At 60.2% G+C, this 24,371-nt stretch carries 25 protein-coding genes; 19 read left to right on the top strand and 6 right to left on the bottom strand.

Annotated features, from left to right (window positions below):
• Window positions 1-192: 192 nt before the first annotated feature.
• On the top strand, window positions 193-1,659 hold the full coding sequence (locus tag ACZ9BE_RS16700) for a purine-cytosine permease family protein (RefSeq protein ID WP_476249711.1): 1,467 nt from the start codon (window positions 193-195) through the stop codon (window positions 1,657-1,659).
• Window positions 1,652-2,581, top strand: coding sequence for a PfkB family carbohydrate kinase (locus tag ACZ9BE_RS16695; protein ID WP_476249710.1), 930 nt, complete (start codon window positions 1,652-1,654; stop codon window positions 2,579-2,581). The genes ACZ9BE_RS16700 and ACZ9BE_RS16695 overlap by 8 nt, the downstream gene beginning before the upstream one ends.
• A gap of 145 nt (window positions 2,582-2,726) precedes the next feature.
• Here ACZ9BE_RS16695 and ACZ9BE_RS16690 read toward each other — a convergent pair whose 3' ends face one another.
• The 3 genes from ACZ9BE_RS16690 to ACZ9BE_RS16680 all read right to left on the bottom strand — a co-directional run bounded on the left by ACZ9BE_RS16690 (window position 2,727) and on the right by ACZ9BE_RS16680 (window position 3,815).
• Window positions 2,727-3,107 (bottom strand): Rho termination factor N-terminal domain-containing protein, encoded by a 381-nt coding sequence (locus tag ACZ9BE_RS16690; protein WP_122602282.1) that lies wholly within the window; start codon window positions 3,105-3,107, stop codon window positions 2,727-2,729.
• A gap of 61 nt (window positions 3,108-3,168) precedes the next feature.
• The gene (locus tag ACZ9BE_RS16685) at window positions 3,169-3,426 is read right to left on the bottom strand and encodes a hypothetical protein (protein WP_110646004.1); all 258 of its coding nucleotides are present in this window, start codon (window positions 3,424-3,426) and stop codon (window positions 3,169-3,171) included.
• Window positions 3,427-3,470: 44 nt separating this feature from the next.
• Window positions 3,471-3,815, bottom strand: coding sequence for a hypothetical protein (locus ACZ9BE_RS16680; RefSeq protein WP_073472297.1), 345 nt, complete (start codon window positions 3,813-3,815; stop codon window positions 3,471-3,473).
• Window positions 3,816-4,112: 297 nt separating this feature from the next.
• Here ACZ9BE_RS16680 and ACZ9BE_RS16675 point away from each other — a divergent pair, with 297 nt between their 5' ends.
• From ACZ9BE_RS16675 to ACZ9BE_RS16650, 6 genes are all read left to right on the top strand, one after another.
• On the top strand, window positions 4,113-4,595 hold the full coding sequence (locus ACZ9BE_RS16675; protein WP_056788283.1) for a GNAT family N-acetyltransferase: 483 nt from the start codon (window positions 4,113-4,115) through the stop codon (window positions 4,593-4,595).
• Between the two features lie 178 nt (window positions 4,596-4,773).
• A complete protein-coding gene (locus tag ACZ9BE_RS16670) occupies window positions 4,774-5,763 on the top strand; it encodes a 2-dehydro-3-deoxygalactonokinase (protein ID WP_476249709.1) in 990 nt (329 codons plus the stop codon).
• Window positions 5,764-5,782: 19 nt separating this feature from the next.
• Window positions 5,783-6,403, top strand: a complete 621-nt coding sequence (locus ACZ9BE_RS16665; RefSeq protein ID WP_095182255.1) for a 2-dehydro-3-deoxy-6-phosphogalactonate aldolase — start codon at window positions 5,783-5,785, stop codon at window positions 6,401-6,403.
• A 61-nt stretch (window positions 6,404-6,464) separates the two neighbouring features.
• A complete protein-coding gene (gene dgoD / locus ACZ9BE_RS16660) occupies window positions 6,465-7,613 on the top strand; it encodes a galactonate dehydratase (protein ID WP_016770960.1) in 1,149 nt (382 codons plus the stop codon).
• Between the two features lie 177 nt (window positions 7,614-7,790).
• Window positions 7,791-9,101: an MFS transporter gene (locus ACZ9BE_RS16655; RefSeq protein ID WP_056788291.1), complete on the top strand. Its 1,311-nt coding sequence runs from the start codon at window positions 7,791-7,793 to the stop codon at window positions 9,099-9,101.
• A 62-nt stretch (window positions 9,102-9,163) separates the two neighbouring features.
• Complete coding sequence (locus tag ACZ9BE_RS16650) at window positions 9,164-9,967, top strand: IclR family transcriptional regulator (protein WP_016770958.1); 804 nt, start codon at window positions 9,164-9,166, stop codon at window positions 9,965-9,967.
• A gap of 9 nt (window positions 9,968-9,976) precedes the next feature.
• Here the strand turns inward: ACZ9BE_RS16650 and ACZ9BE_RS16645 are convergent, their stop codons facing one another.
• On the bottom strand, window positions 9,977-11,029 hold the full coding sequence (locus tag ACZ9BE_RS16645; protein ID WP_071173192.1) for an NAD(P)-dependent alcohol dehydrogenase: 1,053 nt from the start codon (window positions 11,027-11,029) through the stop codon (window positions 9,977-9,979).
• A gap of 190 nt (window positions 11,030-11,219) precedes the next feature.
• Between ACZ9BE_RS16645 and ACZ9BE_RS16640 the strand changes: the two genes are divergently transcribed.
• A complete protein-coding gene (locus ACZ9BE_RS16640) occupies window positions 11,220-12,110 on the top strand; it encodes an AraC family transcriptional regulator (protein ID WP_476249708.1) in 891 nt (296 codons plus the stop codon).
• 183 nt (window positions 12,111-12,293) lie between these two features.
• Here the strand turns inward: ACZ9BE_RS16640 and ACZ9BE_RS16635 are convergent, their stop codons facing one another.
• Window positions 12,294-13,958, bottom strand: coding sequence for an electron transfer flavoprotein-ubiquinone oxidoreductase (locus ACZ9BE_RS16635; RefSeq protein WP_016770955.1), 1,665 nt, complete (start codon window positions 13,956-13,958; stop codon window positions 12,294-12,296).
• Window positions 13,959-14,508: 550 nt separating this feature from the next.
• On the opposite strand from ACZ9BE_RS16635, the gene ACZ9BE_RS16630 reads away from it, so the two are divergent.
• The 10 genes from ACZ9BE_RS16630 (at window position 14,509) to ACZ9BE_RS16585 (ending at window position 23,936) form a co-directional block, all read left to right on the top strand.
• Complete coding sequence (locus ACZ9BE_RS16630; RefSeq protein ID WP_007908338.1) at window positions 14,509-15,258, top strand: electron transfer flavoprotein subunit beta/FixA family protein; 750 nt, start codon at window positions 14,509-14,511, stop codon at window positions 15,256-15,258.
• Complete coding sequence (locus ACZ9BE_RS16625; protein ID WP_016770954.1) at window positions 15,259-16,188, top strand: electron transfer flavoprotein subunit alpha/FixB family protein; 930 nt, start codon at window positions 15,259-15,261, stop codon at window positions 16,186-16,188.
• Window positions 16,189-16,269: 81 nt separating this feature from the next.
• Window positions 16,270-17,091 carry a substrate-binding periplasmic protein gene (locus ACZ9BE_RS16620; protein WP_252868076.1) on the top strand — a complete coding sequence of 274 codons (822 nt, stop codon included), beginning with the start codon at window positions 16,270-16,272 and terminating at the stop codon, window positions 17,089-17,091.
• Between the two features lie 9 nt (window positions 17,092-17,100).
• Window positions 17,101-17,463, top strand: a complete 363-nt coding sequence (locus ACZ9BE_RS16615) for a DUF4398 domain-containing protein (RefSeq protein ID WP_476249707.1) — start codon at window positions 17,101-17,103, stop codon at window positions 17,461-17,463.
• The gene (locus ACZ9BE_RS16610; RefSeq protein ID WP_041478241.1) at window positions 17,460-18,272 is read left to right on the top strand and encodes an OmpA family protein; all 813 of its coding nucleotides are present in this window, start codon (window positions 17,460-17,462) and stop codon (window positions 18,270-18,272) included. The genes ACZ9BE_RS16615 and ACZ9BE_RS16610 overlap by 4 nt, the downstream gene beginning before the upstream one ends.
• Window positions 18,273-18,473: 201 nt before the next feature.
• Entirely contained in the window at window positions 18,474-19,913 is a 1,440-nt protein-coding gene (locus ACZ9BE_RS16605; protein ID WP_041478242.1) for an aminotransferase-like domain-containing protein, read from the top strand.
• A gap of 78 nt (window positions 19,914-19,991) precedes the next feature.
• The gene (locus tag ACZ9BE_RS16600) at window positions 19,992-20,465 is read left to right on the top strand and encodes a hypothetical protein (protein ID WP_041478244.1); all 474 of its coding nucleotides are present in this window, start codon (window positions 19,992-19,994) and stop codon (window positions 20,463-20,465) included.
• 163 nt (window positions 20,466-20,628) lie between these two features.
• A complete protein-coding gene (locus ACZ9BE_RS16595) occupies window positions 20,629-20,883 on the top strand; it encodes a YkgJ family cysteine cluster protein (protein WP_071173185.1) in 255 nt (84 codons plus the stop codon).
• Window positions 20,884-20,923: 40 nt separating this feature from the next.
• The gene (locus ACZ9BE_RS16590; RefSeq protein ID WP_071173184.1) at window positions 20,924-21,529 is read left to right on the top strand and encodes an START domain-containing protein; all 606 of its coding nucleotides are present in this window, start codon (window positions 20,924-20,926) and stop codon (window positions 21,527-21,529) included.
• Window positions 21,530-21,842: 313 nt separating this feature from the next.
• The gene (locus tag ACZ9BE_RS16585) at window positions 21,843-23,936 is read left to right on the top strand and encodes an LTA synthase family protein (RefSeq protein ID WP_476249706.1); all 2,094 of its coding nucleotides are present in this window, start codon (window positions 21,843-21,845) and stop codon (window positions 23,934-23,936) included.
• Window positions 23,937-24,008: 72 nt separating this feature from the next.
• Here the strand turns inward: ACZ9BE_RS16585 and ACZ9BE_RS16580 are convergent, their stop codons facing one another.
• Window positions 24,009-24,161 carry a DUF3309 family protein gene (locus ACZ9BE_RS16580; RefSeq protein WP_003183939.1) on the bottom strand — a complete coding sequence of 51 codons (153 nt, stop codon included), beginning with the start codon at window positions 24,159-24,161 and terminating at the stop codon, window positions 24,009-24,011.
• Between the last annotated feature and the right edge of the window lie 210 nt (window positions 24,162-24,371).

The following is a 24,371-nucleotide window of genomic DNA, read 5'->3' as shown; positions in this document are numbered from 1 at the left end:
CTTCGCGAGCAGGCTCGCTCCCACAATTGGAATGCATTCTCTTGTGGGAGCGAGCCTGCTCGCGAAAGGGGCGGCGCATTTCTAAAAGAATTCACACAGCAATGGATCGCACAGACAGGCCTCGGAAGGCCGGTTGTCTTGTCGTTTTGCATCATTGCCACAACCACAAAAAAGGCAAACAGGAGCATCTTCATGAGTTCATCAACCGCCGGGCAAAGCGTCGGGCAATTGGAAACCCGGGGCATCGAGCCGGTACCGGAAGCGGAGTGCAACGGTCATCCGCTGCAACTGTTCTGGGTCTGGTTCGCGGCCAATATTTCCATCCTCGGCCTGCCGCTTGGCGCGACACTGGTGGCGTTTCGCGGATTGGCGATCTGGCAGGCGATCATCGTCGCGATTCTTGGTGCAGCCGGTTCGTTTGCCGTGGTCGGGATCATTTCGATTGCCGGGCGTCGTGGCCGCGCGCCGAGCCTGACGCTGTCCCGGGCAATTTTCGGCGTGCGCGGCAACATCGGCCCGACGCTGGTTTCGCTGATGTCGCGTCTGGGTTGGGAAACCGTCAACACCACCACCGCCGCGTTCGTGCTGCTGTCGCTGTGTTCGATCCTGTTCGGCTCGCCGGTCGAGGCGAAAAGTGCGCCGATACTGACGCTGATCTTTATCGCCATCTTCGTCCTGCTGACCTTGTCGGTGTCCGGCCTCGGCCACGCGACTTTGCTGGTGATCCAGAAGTGGGCGACCTATGTGTTCGGTGCGCTGAACATTCTCGTCGGTGGCTTCCTCTGCGCCACAATCGACTGGAGTGCGGTGTTCAACGCCACGCCAGCACCGCTGAGCGCAATGATCATCGGCATCGGCACCATGGCCGCCGGCACTGGTATCGGCTGGGCCAATGCCGGTGCCGACATGTCGCGCTATCAGCATCGCAGCGTCAAGGCTGTGCGTCTGGTGGCGTCGGCGGCGTTCGGCGCGGGCATTCCGCTGGTGCTGCTGATCACCCTCGGCGGCTTGCTCTCTGTGGGCAACAATGACCTGGCGTCGGCGACTGACCCGATCGTGGCGATCCGCGACATGCTGCCGACGTGGATGGCCGTGCCGTATTTGATCACCGCGTTCGGCGGTCTGCTGCTGTCGAACAACCTGTCGGTATATTCCGCCGGCCTGACCACGCTGACCCTGGGCCTGAAGGTCAAGCGGGTCTACGCGGTGGTGGTGGATATCGTCGCGATCTTCGCCGGCTCGATTTATTTCATGCTGATCGCCGACAGTTTCTACGGCCCGTTCATCACCTTCATTTCCCTGTTGGCAGTGCCGATCACTGCCTGGGTCGGGATCTTCGTGGTCGACCTGATTCACCGTCACTACTACAGCCCCAAAGACCTGCTCGACGTCAGCCCGAGCAGCGCCTACTGGTATCGCGGCGGCATCGAGTGGCGCGCGTTTGGCGCCTGGGCGATCGCCATCGTCCTTGGTTTCAGCTTCACCACCATTGGCACTACGGCGGAGAACGTCTGGTTCAATGGCTTTCTGTCCGATTCCTGGCTGGGCCACAACGGCCTCGGCTGGATCGTGACCTTCGTCGTCGCCGGTGGCATTTACCTGGTCCTTGGCGGTGCGAAAGATCGCCGCGCCGCGCAACCCGAGAATGCTCATGCCTAAGATGTTGCACACCGGCCAGGTCATCATCGACCTGGTCATGGCCGTGGATAAACTGCCGCAGGTTGGCGGCGATGTGCTGGCGCAGTCGGCGGGGTTCGAAGCCGGCGGCGGTTTCAACGTGATGGCTGCTGCGGTGCGTAACGGTCTGCCGGTGGTTTACCTCGGTCGCCATGGCACGGGGCGTTTCGGTGACCTGGCGCGGCAAGCGATGCAGGCGGAAGGTATCGGCATCGGCATCCGCGAACCGGCCGAGCGCGATACCGGTCTGTGCGTGGCGCTGACCGATGCCTCGGCTGAACGCAGTTTCATTTCCTACATCGGCGCCGAAGGCGAGGTGACCGGGGAGGACCTTAACAGCGTGGCTGCCGAGCCCGGCGATTATGTTTATCTCAGCGGTTACAGTCTGCTGCACGAGGGCAAGGCGCAGGCGTTGCTCGACTGGACGCTGGCGCTGCCGGCGTCGGTCAATGTGGTGTTCGATCCGGGGCCGTTGGTGGAGTCGCCCGATTCGCCAATGATGCAGACGTTGCTGCCGCGCATTGATGTGTGGACCAGCAACAGTGTCGAGGCGCTGCGGTTTACCGGAGCCGATGAGATAGGTATCGCGATGGATCGCCTCGCGGAACTGCTGCCGGAAAATGTGCTGATGGTGGTGCGCGACGGGCCGCAGGGCTGCTGGATTCAGCAGCGTGATGAGTGCCGCCAAGTGCCGGGGTTTGCTGTCAAAGCAGTGGACAGCAATGGCGCCGGTGATGCGCATGCCGGGGTGTTTGTTGCTGGATTGGCGCAGGGGTTGGAGGCTCCGGAAGCGGCGCGGCGGGCCAATGCGGCGGCGGCGCTGGCGGTGACTCGCTGGGGGCCGGCGACATCGCCGGGGGCGGGTGAGGTGGATGCATTTATCCGCGAGTCCTGCCGCGACTGACATGAGGCCTTCGCGAGCAAGCTCGCTCCCACATTGGATCTACGTCGTACACAAATCTTCTGTAGGAGCTGCCGAAGGCTGCGATCTTTTGATCTTGAAAAGCAAAAGTTCGCAGCCTTCGGCAGCTCCTACAGTGGGCGTCGTTCTAGCTCGCCTTGCGCAACGCCTCAATCAACTCCTGCTTGCGCATGGACGAGCGCCCCGGAATGTTCTTCGCCCGGGCCTCTTTCATCAGGTTATCGACAGTCTGCGTATCCTTCGAAGTCTCGCTGTTGCGTGAATGGCCCTTGCGACTCGCCACCGCGCGGCGCGATGATTCTTTGCGATCTTCCGACTTGGCACTGGCGGGCTTCTTGCGACCCGAACCGCCGGACTTTTCGCCGCCACCGGATTGTTTGTTGACCGTCGCCCAGGCGCGCGCCTCAGCTTCATCTTTCGACACGCCTTTTTTCTCGTAGCTGTCTTCGATGTGCTCGGCTTTGCGCTTCTGTTCGCTGGTGTATTTGTCTTTGCTTCCACGAGGCATGGGATTTCTCCTCAAGTTGCGGATCCGGCCGCTCGCCGCTTCGACGGCGAGCGGCTTGGCACTACTGCATATCCAGTTTGCGCGCCGCTTCGACGCCGGCAGAACTGAGCTTGATCGGCAGGTTCAGCGAGTGCTCGCCCGCTTCGCTCATGGTCACATGACCATGATGAATCAGCCCGCGATCCTGCAGGGCGGCGAGGGCGCTGGCCACGACTTTCTCGCCCCGGTAATTGTCCAGCACCTCTTTGCCCAAACCGTTGGGATGCGCGTGCAGCAGGCGGGTGAGGACTTCTTTTTCCAGGTCTTTGTCGACGTTCATGGTTACCTCTTCATGGGAGTGAATAGGGCGCTCGCGTCGGCGAACTACTGACCGGCACCTTCGGAACCGGAGCCACCGGTGGTGGTCTTCGAGCCGACCCCGGGGCCGGCATTGTCAGGCGCAGTGGCAGGAGAGTCGGGCGTGTTCATGCCACCCTGACGGCCCGGATCACTGCCTTGAGTGCGCGGATCGGTGCCGGTGGCGGGTGGCTGATTGATCAGCGGCACGCCGGAACCATCGGTATTCATACCGGGAGCACTATTGATGGCGGGCGCGCGTGGCGGGGTCGGATCGGTAGGGCCAGTGCCCGCTGCCGTGGACGAGGCGGCGAATACCGCAGGGCAAAGCAGGGCGCTGAAGACTAAAGCGGTCAACCTTGACGAGATCATAGGGCTTCTCCAGTGATTGGAATCCTTACACTGGGTTGGTCAGCCCTGATGACGGATTGGTGCCTGATGATCGACGAACGGTCTTCACCGGTGTCGCATGTCTGCCGTTCAGACGATGCCGAACTTTAGTGTTTCCATCGGTGCAAAACAGTTAACGGTCATAAGCATCCTTTCAGAATGTGCGCTCCCACAGGGGCAACGGCGTTCGCCCGATCGGGCAGGTCAGTATGTTTGCCATGTGACGAGCGCCGCTGCGCGCCTTAGTATGGCGCTTTAATTTGCAGACAAGGCCCGTCCATGACGATCGAAATCCGCCCGGCGACCCCCAGCGATGCGCCGCAAATCCTCGCCTTCATCACCGAACTGGCAGATTTCGAAAAGGCCCGTCACGAAGTCATCGCCAGCGTCGCCGACATCGAACGCAGCCTGTTCGGCGAAGGCGCGACCGCCCATGGCCTGATTTGCCTGCGCGACGGCTTGCCGATCGGCTTCGCGGTGTTCTTCTTCAGTTATTCAACCTGGCTGGGCAGTAACTGCCTGTACCTCGAAGACCTTTACATCACCCCCGAACAACGCGGTGGCGGCGCCGGCAAAACCCTGCTGCGCCACCTGGCGAAAATCGCCTGCGCCAACGACTGCGGCCGCTTCGAATGGAGCGTGCTGGAATGGAACACCCCAGCCATCGAATTCTACAAATCTCTCGGCGCACAACCGCAGGAGGAATGGGTGCGGTATCGCATGGATGGCAAGGTGTTGCGAGAGTTTGCTGAAGGAAATTGACGCCTGAAAGATCGCAGCCGTCGGCAGCTCCTGTTCACCTCTGTAGGAGTTGCCGAAGGCTGTGATCTTTTTTTGTTTATATCCCAAAATATGGGATTGATATTTATATATTGAGATTTTAGCCCGCCCGGGTTTATAGTCCGTCGCACTCACTGCCAAAAACAAAACAGGTGAAGCGATGCAGGCGCAATTGATCGCGCTCGATTGGGGGACGACCTCATTACGTGCTTACAAACTCGCGGCGGACGGTGTGGTGCTGGAGCAGCGTGCGCTGTCGTCCGGGATCATGCAGTTGCCCAAGACCCCGCGAATCATCCACGGCCGTGAATGCGCCGATGGTTTTGAACTGGCCTTTGACGAGGCCTGCGGTGACTGGCTCGATGCGCAGCCGGATCTGCCGGTGATCGCTTGCGGCATGGTCGGCAGTGCGCAGGGCTGGCGCGAAGCGGCTTACTGCGAGACGCCGGCGGACGTCGCCCATCTCGGAAATTCCCTACAAACCGTTGTCAGTCTGCGCGGTACGCCGGTGCATATCGTCCCGGGCGTGATCCAGCGTTCGCGTCTGCCGAATGTAATGCGCGGCGAAGAAACCCAAGTCCTCGGCGTGCTGCAAAGTCTGCCGGTCGAGGCGGGTAATGATCTGCTGATCGGCCTGCCTGGCAGCCACTCGAAGTGGGTGGAGGTGGTCGATGGCCGCATCACCCATTTCGACACGTTCATGACCGGCGAAGTGTTTGCCGTGCTCAGCGAGCACAGCATTCTCGGCCGTACCCAACAACCGAGCGCGACCTTCGATGCGCAGGCGTTCGATCGCGGCGTGCAAATCGCGCTGTCGACAGATGCCGAGCTCGGTGTGCTGTCGACCTTGTTCAGCGCCCGCACCCTCGGCCTGACCGGTGAATTGAGCCCGACTGCTCAGGCGGACTATCTGTCCGGCCTGATGATCGGCCATGAGCTGGCCGCGCTCGCCAATGTGCAGCGGCGCCGGCGCAATCAAGCGAATCTTCCAGCGATCGTGCTCATCGGCAATGCGCTTCTGTGCGCACGCTATCAACGCGCCCTCGACGCCTGCGGCTTTGCTCGGGTGACGCTGGCCGAGCAGGCCACCGAGCGTGGCCTGTGGCAACTGGCGGGTGCCGCCGGACTGATCGATTCCTCATCCCGTTAACCCTGACTGGAGGCCTGACATGCTCAAGCAAGCACTGGCACAAAACGGTCTGATCGCGATTCTGCGTGGCCTGCAACCGCAGGAAGCGGCGGCTGTCGGAGAAGTCCTGTATTCCGCCGGATTTCGCGTCATCGAAGTACCGCTCAATTCCCCATCGCCGTACGAAAGTATCCGCATCCTGCGTGATGCGCTGCCCGCCGATTGCCTGATCGGTGCTGGCACGGTGCTCAGCCCCGAGCAGGTCGAGCAGGTCAAAGCGGCTGGCGGACAAGTGATCGTCATGCCGCACAGCGATGCCAAAGTATTGCGCGCGGCGAAAGCGGCGGGGCTGTTCCTGTCGCCGGGTGTGGCTACGCCGACCGAAGCCTTCGCCGCACTGGCTGAGGGCGCGGACATTCTCAAGCTGTTTCCGGCCGAACAAATGAACCCGGCGGTCGTCAAGGCCTGGCTGGCGGTGTTGCCAGCCGGCACGGTGCTGGCGCCGGTCGGCGGCATTACGCCGGACAACATGCAGGCCTTTATCGACGCCGGTGTGAAAGGTTTCGGCCTCGGTTCCGGTCTGTTCAAACCGGGCATGACGCCCGAGCAGGTGGCGGTCAATGCCAAGGCCTACGTGGCTGCCTGGAAAGCCCTGCGTTAAGACTTTTTGGCGCTGTGTGCGCTGCATCTAATAAAAGCTGCATTTACAAAAGAGAGCAGAGATGAAAATCACCAAACTCACGACCTTCATCGTTCCGCCGCGCTGGTGCTTCCTCAAGGTCGAAACCGACGAGGGCGTGACCGGTTGGGGCGAGCCCGTGGTCGAAGGGCGCGCGCACACGGTTGCCGCGGCGGTGGAAGAATTGTCCGACTACCTGATCGGCAAAGACCCACGCAATATCGAAGACATCTGGACCGTGCTCTATCGCGGTGGCTTCTACCGTGGCGGCGCGATTCACATGAGCGCGCTGGCCGGTATCGATCAGGCGTTGTGGGACATCAAGGGCAAGGCCCTCGGCGTGTCGGTCAGCGATCTGCTCGGTGGCCAGGTGCGCGACAAGATTCGCGTGTATTCGTGGATCGGCGGCGACCGTCCGGCGGACACCGCGCGTGCGGCGAAAGAAGCAGTGAGCCGTGGTTTCACTGCGGTAAAAATGAACGGCACCGAAGAACTGCAGTTCCTCGACACTTTCGAGAAAGTCGACCTCGCCTTGGCCAACGTTGCCGCCGTGCGTGATGCGGTCGGGCCGAACGTCGGTATCGGCGTCGATTTCCACGGCCGCGTGCACAAGCCGATGGCCAAGGTGCTGATGAAGGAGCTCGACCCGTACAAGCTGATGTTCATCGAAGAGCCGGTGCTCAGCGAAAACTACGAAGCGCTGAAAGAACTGGCGCCGCTGACCAGCACGCCGATTGCCCTCGGCGAACGGTTGTTCTCGCGCTGGGACTTTAAACGGGTGTTGAGCGAAGGCTACGTCGACATTATCCAGCCGGATGCCTCCCACGCTGGCGGCATCACCGAAACCCGCAAGATCGCCAACATGGCCGAAGCCTACGACGTCGCGCTGGCGCTGCATTGCCCGCTGGGACCGATCGCCCTGGCTGCCTGTTTGCAACTCGACGCGGCTTGTTACAACGCGTTTATCCAGGAGCAGAGCCTGGGCATCCATTACAACGAGAGCAACGACTTGCTCGACTATGTGAAGGATCCGCGCGTGTTCGACTACGACCAAGGTTTCGTGAAGATTCCGAACGGCCCGGGGCTGGGCATCGAGATCAACGAGGAATACGTGATCGAACGCGCCGCCGTCGGCCACCGCTGGCGCAACCCGATCTGGCGCCATGCCGATGGCAGCTTTGCCGAGTGGTGATCTCCTGATTCAGCACTGATCCCTGTGGGAGCGAGCCTGCTCGCGAATGCAATGTCACATCCGCCATCCATGTGACTGACCCGACGCTTTCGCGAGCAGGCTCGCTCCCACAGTTTGATCTCCAGGGAGAGGAGATCTGCGTCATGACCTCAACAAACATAAAAAGAGGCATCTCTCATGCAAACGCATACCCTCTCCGGGCAGGCGTCTTTAGTCACGCCTAGCCGCAAGCGATTTTTCATCATGGTGTTGCTGTTCATCACCGTGGTCATCAACTACCTCGACCGCAGCAACCTGTCGATTGCCGCGCCGGCGCTGACCAGTGAGCTGGGCATCGATCCGGTTCATGTCGGTCTGATCTTCTCCGCGTTCGGCTGGACCTACGCTGCCATGCAGATCCCCGGCGGCTGGCTGGTCGATCGCGTGCCGCCGCGCATCCTTTACAGTGTCGCGCTGCTGCTGTGGTCGCTGGCCACGGTGATGCTCGGTTTCGTCAGCAGCTTCATCGCCCTGTTCGTGCTGCGCATGGCCGTCGGTGCGCTGGAAGCGCCGGCCTATCCGATCAACAGTCGCGTGGTTACGACCTGGTTTCCCGAGCGCGAGCGCGCCACGGCGATCGGTTTCTACACTTCCGGACAGTTTGTCGGTCTGGCTTTCCTGACCCCGGTGCTGGCGTGGCTGCAACATGAATTCGGCTGGCACATGGTGTTCGTCGCCACCGGCGCGGTGGGCATTCTCTGGGCGCTGATCTGGTACGCGGTGTATCGCGAGCCGCGCGATTTCAAAGGCACCAATCAGGCGGAAATCGACCTGATCCGCGAAGGCGGCGGGCTGGTGGATATTCAGGCCGAGGCGGCCAAGGTCAAAGCCAAATTCAGCTGGACCGATCTCGGCATCGTCCTCAGCAAACGCAAGTTGTGGGGTATCTACCTCGGCCAGTTCTGTCTGAACTCGACGCTGTGGTTTTTCCTCACCTGGTTTCCGACCTATCTGGTGAAATATCGCGGCATGGACTTCATCAAGTCTGGCCTGCTTGCATCGCTGCCGTTTCTCGCTGCGTTCGTCGGTGTTCTGTGCTCGGGATTCTTTTCCGACTTCCTGATCCGTCGTGGCTACACCGTGGGCTTCGCGCGCAAGTTGCCGATCATTGGCGGGCTGCTGATTTCGACTTCAATCATCGGTGCCAACTTTGTCGAATCGACGCCGCTGGTGATTGCCTTCCTCGCCCTGGCATTTTTCGGCAACGGGCTGGCGTCGATCACCTGGTCGCTGGTGTCGACGCTGGCGCCGGCGCGTTTGCTCGGTCTGACCGGTGGCGTGTTCAACTTCATCGGCAACCTGTCGGCGATTGCTACGCCGATTGTGATCGGCTTCCTTGCCAGTGGCGATTCGTTCGCTCCGGCGATCACCTACATCGCCGTGCTCGCGTTGGTCGGTGCCTTGTCCTACGTGCTGCTGGTGGGCAAGGTCGAGCGTATCGAGTTGTAGTGCTCTGCGTCGGGCGACCATAATGCCGCCCGTTCCTTCGCTCAACGGTAAAAAGGCTGGATATGCAGGAAGACGCCCCGGAAAAAACCAAGGACGCCGCGCCCACCGGCACCCAGACGCTGCTGCGCGGCCTCGGTGTGGTGCAGGCGGTGGCCAGTGGCGCGCGTGATCTCAAGGAGATCGCCCGGCTGATCGGTACCACGCGCAGCACCACCCACCGTCTGGCCAGCTGTCTGGTCGACGAGCGTTATCTGCGCGTGGTGCCGCAAATCGGTTATCTGCTCGGGCCGAAACTGATCGAACTGGGCTTCCAGGCCCGCGAAGAGTTGCCACTGGTGACCCTGGCCGGGCCGTATCTGGACGAGCTTTCGGCGCTGACCGGCGACACGGTGCATTTGGGGATCAGGGAAGGCGACGAAGTGCTGTACCTGCTGAAGAATCCAGGGCGCAACGGGCCGGAAATGCGCTCGCGGGTTGGCCATCGCATGCCGCTGGTGCGCACCGGGATCGGCAAGGCCTTGATGCTCGATGATTCGCCGCAGGATTGGCGGCGGCTGTACGACATCAGCCTGCCGGCGGGGGGCAAAAGTCAGTTCTGGCCGCAGCATCCCCAGCAGTCGTGGGAACAGCTTGAGCAGCGCATGGGCGAATACGTTGCCGGTGGCTACGCGTTCGATCTGGAAGACAACGAACCGTCGATCCGCTGTGTGGCGGCGCCAATTCGTGATGCGAGCAAGGGCATAGTCGCGGCGATCAGTATCGCCAGCACCGTGCCGTACATGCCGCTGGAAAAAATGGCCGAGTTGATCCCCCTGCTCAAAGGGGTCACAACCCGGCTGTCGGCGGAGCTTGGTTTGAAGGTATAGCCCTAAGGTTTAGGCCTTCAGCGTCGCCATGTCGATGACGAAGCGGTACTTCACATCACCGGCAATCATCCGCGCATAGGCTTCATTGATATTGCGGATGTCGAGCATTTCGATGTCGCAGGTGATGTTGTGCTCGGCGCAGAAATCCAGCACTTCCTGGGTTTCGGCGATACCGCCGATCAAGGATCCGGCCAGTACGCGACGGCTCATCACCAGTTTGCCGGCGTGCACGGGCGGGTTCACTGGCTCGATCAGGCCGACCAGAATGTGCACGCCGTCGAAACGCAAGGTGTCGAGGTACGGGTTCAAGTCGTGTTGCACCGGAATGGTATCGAGCAGGAAGTCGAAGTAGCCGGCCGCGGCCTTCATCTGCTCGGCATCGGTGGAGACGATGACGTGATCAGCGCCCTGACGGCGACCTTCTTCAGCCTTGCTCGCCGAACGGGTGAACAGTGTCACTTCCGCGCCCATAGCCTTGGCGAACTTGATGCCCATGTGGCCGAGGCCGCCCATGCCGAGAATCCCGACCTTGTCACCGGCCTTGACGCCGTAGTGCTTGAGCGGCGAGTAAGTGGTGATGCCGGCGCAGAGAATCGGTGCGGCGCTGGCCAGTGCGAGTTTCTCGGGGATGCGCACAACGAAGTGTTCGCTGACCACGATGCTGTCGGAGTAACCGCCCATGGTGTTGCTGCCATCAACCCGATCCGGGGTGGCGTAGGTCATGGTCGGGCCTTCGAGGCAATATTGCTCGAGGTTCGCCTGGCAGGCTTCGCAGCTGCGGCAGGAATCGACCATGCAGCCGACGCCAACCAGGTCGCCTACCTTGTGACGGGTGACATTCGCACCGACTGCGGTGACTTTTCCGACAATCTCATGGCCAGGCATCAGCGGATAAACGGCGATGCCCCATTCGTTGCGTGCCTGATGGATGTCGGAATGGCAGACGCCGCAGTAGAGAATTTCGATCGCCACGTCGTCGGCGCGCGGGCTGCGGCGTTCGAATTTCATCGGGGCGAGGGGAGTGGTGGCCGATTGGGCGGCATAGCCGATGGCGGTGTACATGGAGGACCTCGCAAAAACAGTGACAAGTGAGGCGGTGAATTCTGGCCGTCAGACGCGGGTGCGGCCATGACGATTTCTCCGGGTCTCATGCCTAATCCTCCGGCATGCGGGTCGCAGCGGTCGCATTGGCCAGCGGATCTGCGATGATGTTTTCATCCCCTTTTCCGTGAATTTTACGAAGACCTATTCGATGCAGTTGACCCGTCATCTTGATGCCAATGCCCGGCTGGTTTCGCTGATCGAACCGCTGGCGCTGCGCGATGGCTACAGCCAGACCGGCCTGCCCGGTGTGCAGATCCTGCGCGCCAGTTGCGACGTCGCCCGTGGCCCGCACATTTACGAGCCGAGCCTGATGATCATCGCCCAGGGCAGCAAACTGGCGTTCCTCGGCCCACGAACCATGGAATACGGCGCCGGGCATTACCTGATCCAGGCGCTGCCGGTGCCGTTCGAATGTGAAACCTTTGCCTTGCCCGACGCGCCATTGCTCGGTGTGTCGGTGGCGATCGATCGCGTCCTGCTCGGTGAACTGGTGCTGGCCATGGGGCTGGCGCCGGGGCGGCATATTCCGGCGCAGACGCCGGAGTCGATGACCTCGGTGGTGCTCGACGATGCCATGCGCGGTTGTGTCGAACGGCTGCTCAGCTGTCTGCACGATCCGCTGGAATGCCAGATTCTCGGCCCGGCGCGGGTTCGCGAGTTATTGTTCGTCGCGCTGCGCGGGCCGCAAGCGGATGTGTTGCGAGCGTTGGTCGAGCAACAAGGGCAATTCGCCCGGGTGGCGGCGTCGATCAGCCATCTGCATGCGCATTACACCGAGCCGCTGAATGTCGAGACACTGGCCGGTTGCGCGAACATGAGCGTGTCGACGTTTCATGAGCATTTCAAACGCAGCACATTGTTGTCGCCGGTGCAGTATCTCAAGCGTTTGCGCTTGTTGAAGGCGCAGACGCTGCTGGTGGCGGAGGGGCTGGGCGTGGCGCAGGTGGCGCATCGGGTGGGGTATCAGAGCACGTCGCAGTTCAGCCGCGAGTACAAGCGTTATTTCGAACGCAGTCCGGGGGATGAGCGCGCTGCCTGATCCGCCGATATTCCCTGTGGGAGCGAGCCTGCTCGCGAAGGCGCTGGATCAGTCGACATCATCTTCATATGACACACCGCTTTCGCAAGCAGGCTCGCTCCCACAGTTGTTTTGTGGTGTCAGGGGAATTTTGGGCAACAAAAAGGCCCCCATTTCGGGAGCCTTGTTGTTCAGCGTTTCGACTTACATGTTCGGGTAAGTCGGGCCGCCGGCACCTTCCGGCGCCACCCAGGTGATGTTCTGCGCAGGGTCCTTGATGTCACAGGTCTTGCAGTGCACGCAGTTCTGGGCGTTGATCTGGAAGCGCTTCTCGCCGTCTTCCTTGGTGATCACTTCGTATACGCCGGCCGGGCAGTAACGCTGCGCCGGTTCGTCGTACAACGGCAGGTTTTTGCTGATCGGGATGCTCGGATCAGTCAGCTTCAAGTGGCATGGCTGCTCTTCTTCGTGGTTGGTACCGGAGATGAACACCGAGCTGAGTTTGTCGAAACTCAGTTTGCCGTCAGGTTTCGGGTAATCGATCTTCTTGCAGTCGGCCGCGAGCTTGAGGCAGGCGTAATCCGGCTTGGTGTCGCGCAGGGTGAACGGCAGTTTGCCGCCGAAGATGTTCTGGTCCAGCCAGTTGAAACCACCGCCGATGATCGCGCCGTACTTGTGGATCGCCGGGCCGAAGTTACGGCTGGCGAACAGTTCTTCATGCAGCCAGCTGTTCTTGAATGCGTCGACGTAAGTGGTCAGTTCGACGGTGCAATCCTGCTCGGCAAACAGCGCATCGGCTACCGATTCCGCCGCGAGCATGCCGGACTTCATCGCGGTGTGGCTGCCTTTGATCTTGGCGAAGTTCAGGGTGCCGAGGTCGCAACCGATCAGCGCGCCGCCCTTGAAGACCATTTTCGGCAGCGAGTTCAGGCCACCCTTGGCGATGGCGCGGGCGCCATAGCTGACGCGCTTGCCGCCTTCCAGATATTGCTTGAGCACCGGGTGATGCTTGAGGCGCTGGAACTCATCGAACGGCGACAGGTAAGTGTTGCTGTAGGACAGGTCGACGATCAGACCGACCACCACCTGATTGTTTTCCAGGTGATAGAGGAACGAGCCGCCGGTGTTTTCGGTGCCCATGATGTCCAGCGGCCAACCGGCGGTGTGCACCACCAGGCCTGGCTGATGCTTGGCCGGGTCGATTTCCCAGATTTCTTTCAGGCCGATGCCGTAGTGCTGAACGTCGGCATCGCTGTCGAGGTTGTAGCGTTTGATCAGTTGCTTGCCGATGTGGCCACGGCAGCCTTCGGCGAACAGCGTGTATTTGCCACGCAGTTCCATGCCTGGGGTGTACAGGCCTTCTTTCGGGTTGCCTTCACGGTCGACGCCCAGATCACCGGTGATGATCCCGCGCACCACACCGTTTTCATCGATCAGCGCTTCCTGAGCGGCGAAGCCCGGGTAGATTTCCACACCGAGGTTTTCCGCCTGCTGAGCCAGCCAGCGGCACAGGTTGCCCAGGGAGATGATGTAGTTGCCTTCGTTGTGCATGGTCTTGGGCACAAAGAAGTCAGGAATCTTCTGCGCACTGTCGGCGTTTTTCAGCACGAAAATGTCATCGCGTGTGACTGGCGTGTTCAGCGGTGCGCCGAGTTCTTTCCAGTCCGGGAACAGTTCGTTCAGGGCGCGGGGTTCGAACACCGCACCGGAGAGGATGTGCGCGCCGACTTCGGAGCCTTTTTCGACCACGCAGACGCTGATTTCCTTACCGGCGTCAGCGGCCTTCTGCTTCAAGCGGCAGGCGGCGGACAGACCAGCGGGGCCGGCACCGACGATGACGACGTCGAATTCCATGTATTCGCGTTCCACAGGCTATCTCCTACTCAAGGCTCAACAGTTTTTTTTCTAATATGGAGGTTTGATCTCGCATCCGTATTGCCTTTACGTTAACGTCAAAGGGAATATTGGCGAATCCACCTTTCTCTCTAGGCGGCGCATTATATCTACACCACTCCTAGCGTCCAATACAAACGTTTGTTTGAATCGCCTCCAGCCCTGATAAATCAAAGAAGCGCGGCTTATGACAGGGCATTTTGGCGTATTGACCAGAATGGGCGTTCCGGTCAAGATACGGGCGGTTTTGCGCTCGCCGTAGGCAGACTGGCGGTTTCAAGAGCACCTCTAAAGACAGGGCACAGGCAGTAGACGGTGATGCGCAGCGCAAGTCCGGCGCGCAGTTTACACAGCGTGAGAATGAATGACCCGACAGTCACCCCTGACGAACGGTCACCGCTCTTCGCGAAGTGAATCACCTCACATTCAAGCCGGCGTTTTTAGAGGTGCCCTTGTCGCCCGATGAGCATCATCCGCCAGGTTCGCCTAGGCGACTTTCTTTTCACCGGAGAGTAACGAGGAATCCATGAAGGTTCTTGTAGCTGTCAAACGCGTTGTGGATTACAACGTCAAGGTCCGCGTCAAGGCGGACAATTCCGGCGTCGACCTCGCCAACGTCAAGATGTCGATGAACCCGTTCTGCGAAATCGCCGTGGAAGAAGCCGTACGCCTGAAAGAGAAGGGCGTTGCGACTGAAATCGTCGTCGTCTCGATCGGCCCGACCACCGCTCAGGAGCAGCTGCGTACCGCACTGGCTCTGGGTGCCGACCGCGCCATCCTCGTCGAATCCGCTGAAGACCTGACCTCGCTGGCCGTGGCCAAGCTGCTCAAGGCCGTTGTCGACAAGGAGCAGCCTCAGCTGGTGATCCTTGGCAAACAGGCGATCGACAGCGACAACAACCAGACCGGCCAGATGCTCGCGGCACTGAGCGGCTACGGTCAGGGCACCTTCGCTTCGAAAGTCGAAGTCTCCGGCGACAGCGTTGCCGTGACTCGCGAAATCGACGGCGGCGCGCAGACCGTTTCGCTGAAACTGCCGGCCATCGTCACCACCGACCTGCGTTTGAACGAGCCGCGCTATGCGTCCCTGCCAAACATCATGAAAGCCAAGAAGAAGCCTCTCGAAGTGCTGACTCCGGACGCTTTGGGCGTTTCCACCGCCTCCACCAACAAGACCCTGAAAGTCGAAGCGCCGGCTGCACGCAGCGCGGGCATCAAGGTCAAGTCGGTGGCTGAACTGGTTGAAAAACTCAAGAACGAAGCGAAGGTAATCTAAATGACTATCTTGGTTATTGCTGAACACGACAACAAAGTGTTGGCCCCGGCCACACTGAACACCGTGGCTGCTGCGGCCAAAATCGGCGGCGACATCCACGTTCTGGTAGCAGGTCAGGGCGCAGGCCCGGTGGCCGAAGCCGCAGCGAAAATTGCTGGCGTGAGCAAAGTCCTGAATGCTGACAACGCCGCTTACGCGCATCAGCTGCCGGAAAACGTTGCACCGCTGGTTGCAGAGCTGGGCGCTGGCTACAGCCACATCCTGGCTGCCGCGACCTCCAACGGCAAAAACATCCTGCCGCGCGTTGCTGCTGCGCTGGACGTTGACCAGATCTCCGAGATCATCTCGGTAGAAAGCGCTGACACTTTCAAGCGTCCGATCTACGCCGGTAACGCCATCGCCACCGTGCAATCGACCGCCGCGATCAAAGTGATCACCGTGCGTGCCACCGGTTTCGATCCGGTTGCTGCTGAAGGTGGTTCGGCTGCCGTTGAAGCCGTTGGCGCTGCCCACGACGCCGGTACCTCGAGCTTCGTCAGCGAAGAGCTGGCCAAGTCCGATCGTCCTGAGCTGACCGCTGCCAAGATCGTCGTCTCTGGCGGCCGCGGCATGCAGAACGGTGACAACTTCAAACACCTGTACGCGCTGGCCGACAAGCTTGGCGCTGCTGTTGGCGCTTCGCGCGCTGCGGTCGACGCAGGTTTTGTACCGAACGACATGCAGGTCGGTCAGACCGGCAAGATCGTTGCGCCACAGCTGTACATCGCCGTCGGTATCTCCGGCGCGATCCAGCACTTGGCCGGTATGAAAGACTCCAAAGTGATCGTTGCGATCAACAAGGACGAAGAAGCGCCGATCTTCCAGGTGGCCGATTACGGTCTCGTGGCGGATCTGTTCGAAGCAGTACCTGAGCTGGAGAAGCTGGTCTAATCCGGCGTCTTCACTTATAAAGAGCCCGGCCTGTTGGTCGGGCTTTTTTTTGTCTCGAATTTCAAGCGGGAGCGTTTTGCCATGGATCTGCGCTGCGGATGGTTGTTGGGATGGGTGCTGTTGCCAGGTCTGGCCACGGCCGCTGGCAAGTGCGAGCGCCTGGTTGTCACCGGCAGCCCGGATGCGCCGCCCTATCTGTGGCAGGACCCGCAAAACCCCAAGCGCCTGATCGGCGCCAGTGCCGATCTGTTGCAGCAAGTGGCCAAGGATCTGGGCATCAAAGTTGACCTGCTCTACGCCGGCAAACGCTCGCAGGCCCTCGATGAAGTGCGCAGCGGGCGCATGGACATGCTGGCCGACGCGCCGTTGACCGTGAATGAGCTGGAAAACCTCGACTACATCCATCCGCCACTGCTGGAAAACGACTATCTGGTGTGGACGCGCAAAGGCTCGACGCTGTCCTACGGCGAGGCCAGCGACCTGAAGGGCCATGCCGGCGCGGTGTCGGAAAAGTCTCGGATGACCCAGGCATTCGGCACTTTCGCCGAACAGAATCTGACCCTGACGCGGACAGCCAATCTTACCCAGGCCCTGCAGAAACTTCTTTTGGGCGAGGTGGAATATGTTCTCGCCGGACGGTATTCAGGCCTGGCCGCCGCGCAGACATTGGGCATGACCAGCGATCTGTTGGCGTTCGAACAACCCATCGACCGGCCGGGTCTGTTCCTCGCGGTTTCGCATAACTCGGCCTGCAACGATCCGTGGTTGCGCGGACAGCTCGCCAAAAAGATGACAGAATTGCCCGCGTCCGGACTGACGGAAGCCGCGCTGCAAAGCAACATCGAGCGCTGGAAGGCGCAACAGCAACAGCCGCCACAACCTGTCAGTGCCCCAAAACAGTAGGGATTCTTAGTGAGTATTCGACCTCTTTTCGCGGCTGTGGCCGTTCTGGCCCTGGCCGGGTGCGCATCCGATCCGGCACCCAGTGAACAAATGCGTTTGACCGAACAAGCCATCGTGCAGGCCAAGGCAGTCGGCGCTACCGCCGACGAAGTGCCGGAAATGCAACTGGCCGAAACCAAATACAACCGCGCCAAAGGCAGCATGGCCGACGAGTCCTATCGCAACGCGCGCATGCGTGCCGAGCAGGCGGAACTGGATGCACGTCTGGCCGAGGCCAATGTGCTGACGAAAAAAAGTGAAGAACAGCTGAATGTGCTCAATACCCGCATTGTCCGCCTGCGCAAGCAGCTGCAACTGGGGGAAGCACAATGAGCCTCAAGTCCAACGCTTTCGGCATCCTGCTTCTTGCCGGTTGCGCCAGCCTGTACGGCTGCGCCGGCCAGCACAGTGAGGCGGCGCTGCAACAGGCCGGCGCTGATTTCCAGAAGGTCAAGGAAGATTCCAACGTCCTGCGCATTGCGCCGAAAGACGTGATCCGCGCCGGCGAATCCCTGGCCCGTGCCGATCGGCTGTCGACCTATTGGGGCAGCGGTGCCGACGTGGTGCATTACGCCTACTTGAGCCAGCGCTACAGCGAAATCGCCCGCGAGCACACCAACCAGGCGCTCAACGAGGAACGCGCAGCCAAGCTCGAGCTTGAGCGTCAGCGTCTGCAACTGGCTCTGCGCGAGTCGAAGCTGCTCAGTGTGCAGCAGCAGGGCAAGTGGCTGGAGGAACAGATCGAGGCGCTGGCCACCACACAGACCGACCGGGGGCTGGTCATGACCCTCGGCGACGTGTTGTTCGACACCGGCCAGGCGGAACTGAAAAACTCGGCCAACCGTGTCGTGCTGAAGATCGTCCAGTTCCTGCAACTCAACCCCAAGCGCGTGGTGCGCATCGAGGGCTACACCGACAGCACCGGTGGCAAACAGGAAAACCTCAAACTGTCCCGCGATCGTGCGCAGTCGGTAGCTGACGTGCTGGTCGATCTGGGCATCGATGAAAAACGCATTCAGGTCGAAGGTTATGGCGACCAGTTCCCGGTTGACGCCAACGCCTCCGAGCGCGGCAGGGCGCAGAACCGCCGGGTGGAAATCGTGTTCTCCGACGAAAAAGGCCAGCTCGGCGCCGCCCGTTGAGGGTTGCGTCTCTGGAAAGCCCGGACTGTCATGCAGTGCCGGGCTTTTTTATGTCTGTCGATTGCTGCGCAAAACCGTACAGATGGGGCAGACACCCCACTGTACGGTCGAGTAATCTGGCAACTGTCCCAGTACACTTCTAAACTGTTCCGGTATTGTTTCAGACAAGAATAAAACGCCCGTGAAATCGAGTGCTGCGTCATGACCAATCTCTTGCTCTACCAACGTATTGCTCAGCAACTGGCCGAAGACATCCGCCGTGGTGTTTATCAACCGGGGGAGCGCGTGCCTTCGGTGCGCAAGATGAGTTCGCAGCTCAACGTCAGCCATGCGACGGTGTTGCAGGCTTACGCCAACCTTGAGGATCAGGGCCTGATTCGCGCCCGGCCACAGTCGGGTTATTACGTACACCAGACCCCGGCGCTGACCGCGCCGACGCCGGACATTGCCCGGGTCGAACGGCCGGGGCTGGTGACGCGCAGCAGCATCATTCAGCAGGTATTGGTCGAATCCCGCCGCGAAGGCGTGTTTCCGCTGGGCGCTGCGGTGCCGAGTGTCGATTATTTACCGGTGCGCGCGCTGCATCAGCAACTGGCCAAGGTCACCCGGTTTCACAGTCCACGGGCGTTCAGCTACATGTTCAGCCCCGGCTTCGAACCGCTGCGTCGGCAAGTCGCGATCCGCATGCGTGACGCCGGCGTGGTGGTCGATCCGTCGGAAGTGGTGATTACCCACGGCTGTGTCGACGCCTTGCAGATGTCATTGCGTGTGCTGACCCGGCCGGGGGATCTGATCGCTGCCGAATCACCGACCTATTACGGCCTGCTGCAACTGGCCGATCTGCTTGGCCTGAAGGTCATCGAAATCCCCAGCGACCCCGCCACCGGCATGAGCCTGGAAGCCTTGCAACTGGCCGCCAACCAGTGGTCGATCAAGGCGCTGGTGCTGACCACGCGCCTGAGCAATCCCCTCGGCGGAACCATGCCGGAAGAGCGGCAGAAACAGTTGTTGCGTCTGGCCTCGGATTTCGACATTCAGATTGTCGAAGACGATATCTACGGCGAACTGATGTTCGAGCAGGGCCGTACCAAGGCGCTGAAGGCTTACGACAGGCTGGATCGGGTGATCTACTGCTCGAGCTTCTCCAAAACCTTGTCGCCAGGTGTGCGTATCGGCTGGATGATCGCCGGCAAATACCAACAGGAAATCCAGCGCCTGCAAACCTTCAGCACCCATTCGGCGTGCAGCGTCACGCAGATGGCGATTGCCGCGTATCTGGAAAACGGCGGTTATGACCGGCATTTACGCTACATCCGTCAGGAATACCGGAAGAACCTCAGCGCGTTCCAGCTGGCGGTTCAACAGCATTTCCCTGAAGGCACGCAGATGTCCCGGCCAACGGGCGGTTTCATCCTTTGGGTGAGCTTGCCGGGGCGGGTCAACACCCAGGAATTGCATGTCCGCGCACTGCAACAAGGCATCAGCATCGCGCCGGGTCTGATCTTCAGCAACACCGAGCAGTTCAACCACTGTATCCGGCTCAATTGCGGCATTCCGTGGAACCGCGAGGCGGAGCGCGCGCTGATGACGCTGGGTCTGTTGGCGACCCAACTGTGTCAGGAAATGGCTGGCGGATTCTGAACGAGGAGGGCGGTGGTGCTTGTCATGTGACGCACAACAAGCGAGCATGTGGCCCTCTGCCGTTAGTTCGTTGGGTCCATGAAAGCCATTGTTCCTGCCGCGTGGGTATTGCTGGGTTTGTTGATGATCGGTCAGGCACCGGGTGTCATGGCGGCCGCAGCCCAGGAAAAACCGGCAGCGACCAGTACGACGAAGAAAGCCGTCAAAACCGTGGCTCCGGCAAAAAAAGCCCAGGCCAAAAAAAACGCCACGGTGAAGAAGCGTCGCCCGGTTGCCTCGAAGTCGAAATCCGCGAGCGAAGTGGCCAAGACCAAATTGCCGCCGGCAAAACTCGATCTCAGCCTGCCCAAGGATATGGTTGAAGACCTGAAGCCACAGGGCACCGTAGAACTGCCCAAACGCGAGGCGATCCTGCCGCAGATGTTTGGCGAAAAAGATAACGGCTTCCAGCTCAACGGCCGCTTGCTCAGCAATGAAATGGAGTTGCAATTGCGCAACGAAGCGCGACGCGATGTGGAAGGCGCGGCGCTGGATTTCGAATTCAAGCAATAGATGCAGGCCTCTGCGACGCGCAGAGCAGACGCTTCGTCGGAGACTGCCCGGTCACTTTTACTTATCGTTGAAAAGCCGCTTGCAGCAATTTGAAACAGCTGTTTTAGCGGTTACTCTGTTCCCCGTCTCTTTACACATCGCCCGTCGCGAGGATCTGTTCGTCATGAAATGCCGTGAAGGCTGTGGCGCTTGCTGCATTGCCCCCTCCATCAGTTCGCCGATTCCCGGCATGCCCGATGGCAAACCCGCCGGCGAACGTTGCGTGCAACTGTCGGTCGATAACCTGTGCAGCATTTTCGGCCGTCCGGAACGTCCGGCTGTCTGCTCGGGTTTCGCTGCGGATGTCGAGGTTTGCGGCAGCAGTTCGCAAGAAGCGATCAGATTGATCGGCTGGTGGGAGCAGATGACGGCGGCGTGATGTGTTCACCAACGGAACTTCAACAATAAGGAATAAAACTATGGGTTCGCTGCACCGTATCGCTGTGTTGTGTGGTCTGACTGCCGTACTTGCCACTTCGGTCGTCCACGCGGAAGACTGGAAAGTTGCCAAGAACGAAGACGGCATCAAGGTTTCCCTGAGCGAAATACCCGGTTCGGATTACAAGTCCTACCAAGGCGTCGCGCTGATGAAAACCACCGTTGCCAAACTGCGCGCCTTGCAGGAAGACGTCTCCGGCGCCTGCGCGTGGATTCACGAATGCAAGAGCCAGAAACTGCTCAAGCACGAAGGCGATCTGAGCTGGACCTATTCGCAATTCAATACGCCATGGCCGGTGACCCCGCGTGATTCGGTGTTGAAGATCACCACTGTTGAGGGCGCCGATGGCAGCCTGACCCGTAATCTTGAGGGCGTGCCGACCTATCTGCCGGAAGAAAAAGGCTTCGTGCGGGTCCAGCAAGTCAAAGGCTTCTGGAAGTTCGTGCCTAAAGGCGATCAGGTTGAAGTGACTTACCAGGTGCACACCGAGCCGGGCGGTAGCGTGCCGGCCATGGTCGCCAACAAGTTTGTGGTGGATGCGCCATTCAATACCCTGAAAGCGCTGAAAGAACGCGCCGAGAAATAATCAATTGGCTGTAAGCAAAACGCCCCGAACCATTCGGGGCGTTTTGTTTCGTCTCTAAATTGTATTTCCAGATATGCGTTGCACGAAATTTTCACAAAGTCTCCAAGACAATTCGCCCGCACTTGTTGACTGCCATTGCGTTGCCAGCCTTCGAATGAAAGTCTCGAAGGGCTGTGCAGTAATCAATGGCAATGGTGTGAACGATCGTGCAACATTTGCGCACCGCGCACGCCCCGGGGTCTGGATTGACCAATAGAGGGCATGGCGCCGCTGTATTTTTGCAACTTCAACTTCCAATGGGTCCTAAAACGACATGGCAAACCCGGACGCCCTGAGTCAGCAGCGATCTTCTGCTCGTCTGCTGCAACCGACCGTCAAATCGCATCTGGCCTACACGCTGCTGTGCGCGCTGGTCATGATGGTGATGTTTTCCGCGCTGCGCCTCGCGCTGCTGGTCTACAACCGCGAGATGATCCTCGACACCCCGGCCGCGACCTTCCTTGAAGCGTTCGTCAACGGTCTGCGTTTCGACCTGCGCCTGGTGGTCTACCTGTGCATTCCGCTGGTGCTGGCGCTGTTCAGTGCCCGGGCCATGGCCGCGCGCGGTTTCTTCCGTCTGTGGCTGACCGTCGCCTCGAGCATCGCGCTGTTCCTCGGCCTGATGGAAATGGACTTCTACCGCGAGTTTCACCAGCGCCTCAATGGTCTGGTGTTCCAGTACGTGAAGGAAGACCCGAAAACCGTAATGAGCATGCTCTGGTACGGTTTCCCGGTGGTGCGCTACGTGCTGGCGTGGGTGATCGGTACGGTCATTCTGACTCTGGCATTCAAAGGCGCCGACCGCGCCACCCGCCCGCGCGGGCCGTTCAGCGGCGGCAGCGTCAGCTCCCGTCAGGTTGCGCCGTGGTACACCCGCCTGGCGGTGTTCGTGGTCTGCCTGCTGATCTGCGTGGTCGCCGCTCGCGGCACCCTGCGTCAAGGCCCGCCGATGCGTTGGGGTGACGTCTACACCACCGATTCCAACTTCGCCAACCAGCTCGGCCTCAATGGCACGCTGTCGCTGGTCGCCGCAGCCAAGGCGCGCATGGGCGAAGACCGCGACAATATCTGGAAAGCCACGCTGCCTCAGGAACAGGCGCAGCAAGTGGTGCGCGACATGCTGCTGATGCCGGGCGACAAACTGGTCGATGCCGACATCGCCGCTGTTCGCCGCGACTACATGCCGCCGGCCGACAAGACCCTGCCGATCAAGAACGTTGTGGTGATCCTGATGGAAAGCATGGCCGGTCACTCGGTCGGTGCTTTGGGCGCGCCGGGCAATATCACCCCGTACCTGGACAAGCTGTCGAAGGAAGGCCTGCTGTTCGACCGCTTCTTCTCCAACGGCACCCACACCCATCAGGGCATGTTCGCGACCATGGCCTGCTTCCCCAACCTGCCAGGTTTCGAATACCTGATGCAGACCCCGGAAGGCAGCCACAAACTGTCCGGCCTGCCGCAGTTGCTCAGCGCCCGCGACTATGACGACGTCTATGTCTACAACGGCGATTTCGCCTGGGATAACCAGTCGGGCTTCTTCAGCAACCAGGGCATGACCAACTTCGTTGGCCGCAACGACTTCGTCAATCCGGTGTTCTCCGATCCGACCTGGGGCGTGTCCGACCAGGACATGTTCGATCGTGGCCTGCAAGAACTGAAGGCGCGGGAAAACGGCAAGCCGTTCTACGCGCTGCTGCAAACCCTGTCCAACCACACGCCGTACGCCTTGCCGACGCCATTGCCGGTCGAGCGCGTCACTGACCGTGGCAGCCTCAACGAACACCTGACCGCCATGCGCTACTCCGATTGGGCGCTCGGTCAGTTCTTCGAGAAGGCGCGCAAAGAGAAGTACTTCAACGAAACCCTGTTCGTCATCGTCGGCGACCATGGCTTCGGCAACGAGCGCCAGATCACTGAAATGGACCTGGGCCGCTTCAACGTGCCGATGCTGATGATCGCCCCGGGCATTCAGCAGAAGTTCGGTACCCGCGACCACACCGTGGGTACGCAGATCGACATCGTGCCGACCATCATGGGCCGTCTCGGTGGCGAAGTGCGTCACCAGTGCTGGGGCCGTGACCTGCTCAACCTGCCGCAGGGCGATACCGGTTTCGGTGTGATCAAGCCATCGGGCAGCGAACAGACCACCGCCATTGTCACCGCCGACCAGATTCTGGTGCTGCCGCGTGACAAGGACATGGGCCCGAAAATCTGGCAATACCAGCTCGGCGCCAACCCGCACGCCGAAGTAGTGCCGGACGCGCCGCGCACTGCCGAACTCAAACTCAAACTTGAGGCGTTCCTGCAAACCGCGACCAAGAGCCTGCTCGATAACACCGCCGGTGTCATTCACGGCAAGCCGGACTGATAACTGGTTAAAGTCCACGCAATAAAAAAGAGGCCCTTGAACAAGGGCCTCTTTTTTTACCGCTTCAAATCGTCATATCTTGCCGAGTAACAACAGCACCAGCAGCACGACCAACACCACGCCGATAATGCCCGACGGGCCATAACCCCAACTTCTTGAGTGCGGGAAGACCGGCAGACCACCGATCAGCAACAGGATCAGGATGATGATTAGAATTGTGCCCATGGGTGATTTCCTTGTTCAGAGTCTGGAAGAGTCTTGATGCTCAGTGGGCAGCTGGAGAGCAACTAAATTCCAGCCGGCTTACATGTTCCGACTTGCGCCGATGAAAAAAAATTCAATGTTTTTTTAATGTATTTGGATTGCTCGGTTATTTCCTTTCCAGCAAAAAGATCGCAGCCTCGTTGCACTCGTCAGCTCCTACATGAGACCAAC

It is taken from the genome of Pseudomonas sp. TE9122, assembly GCF_056278925.1.
Note: the sequence above shows the minus strand (reverse complement) of the source record. Positions and strands in the feature narration are given on the sequence as shown.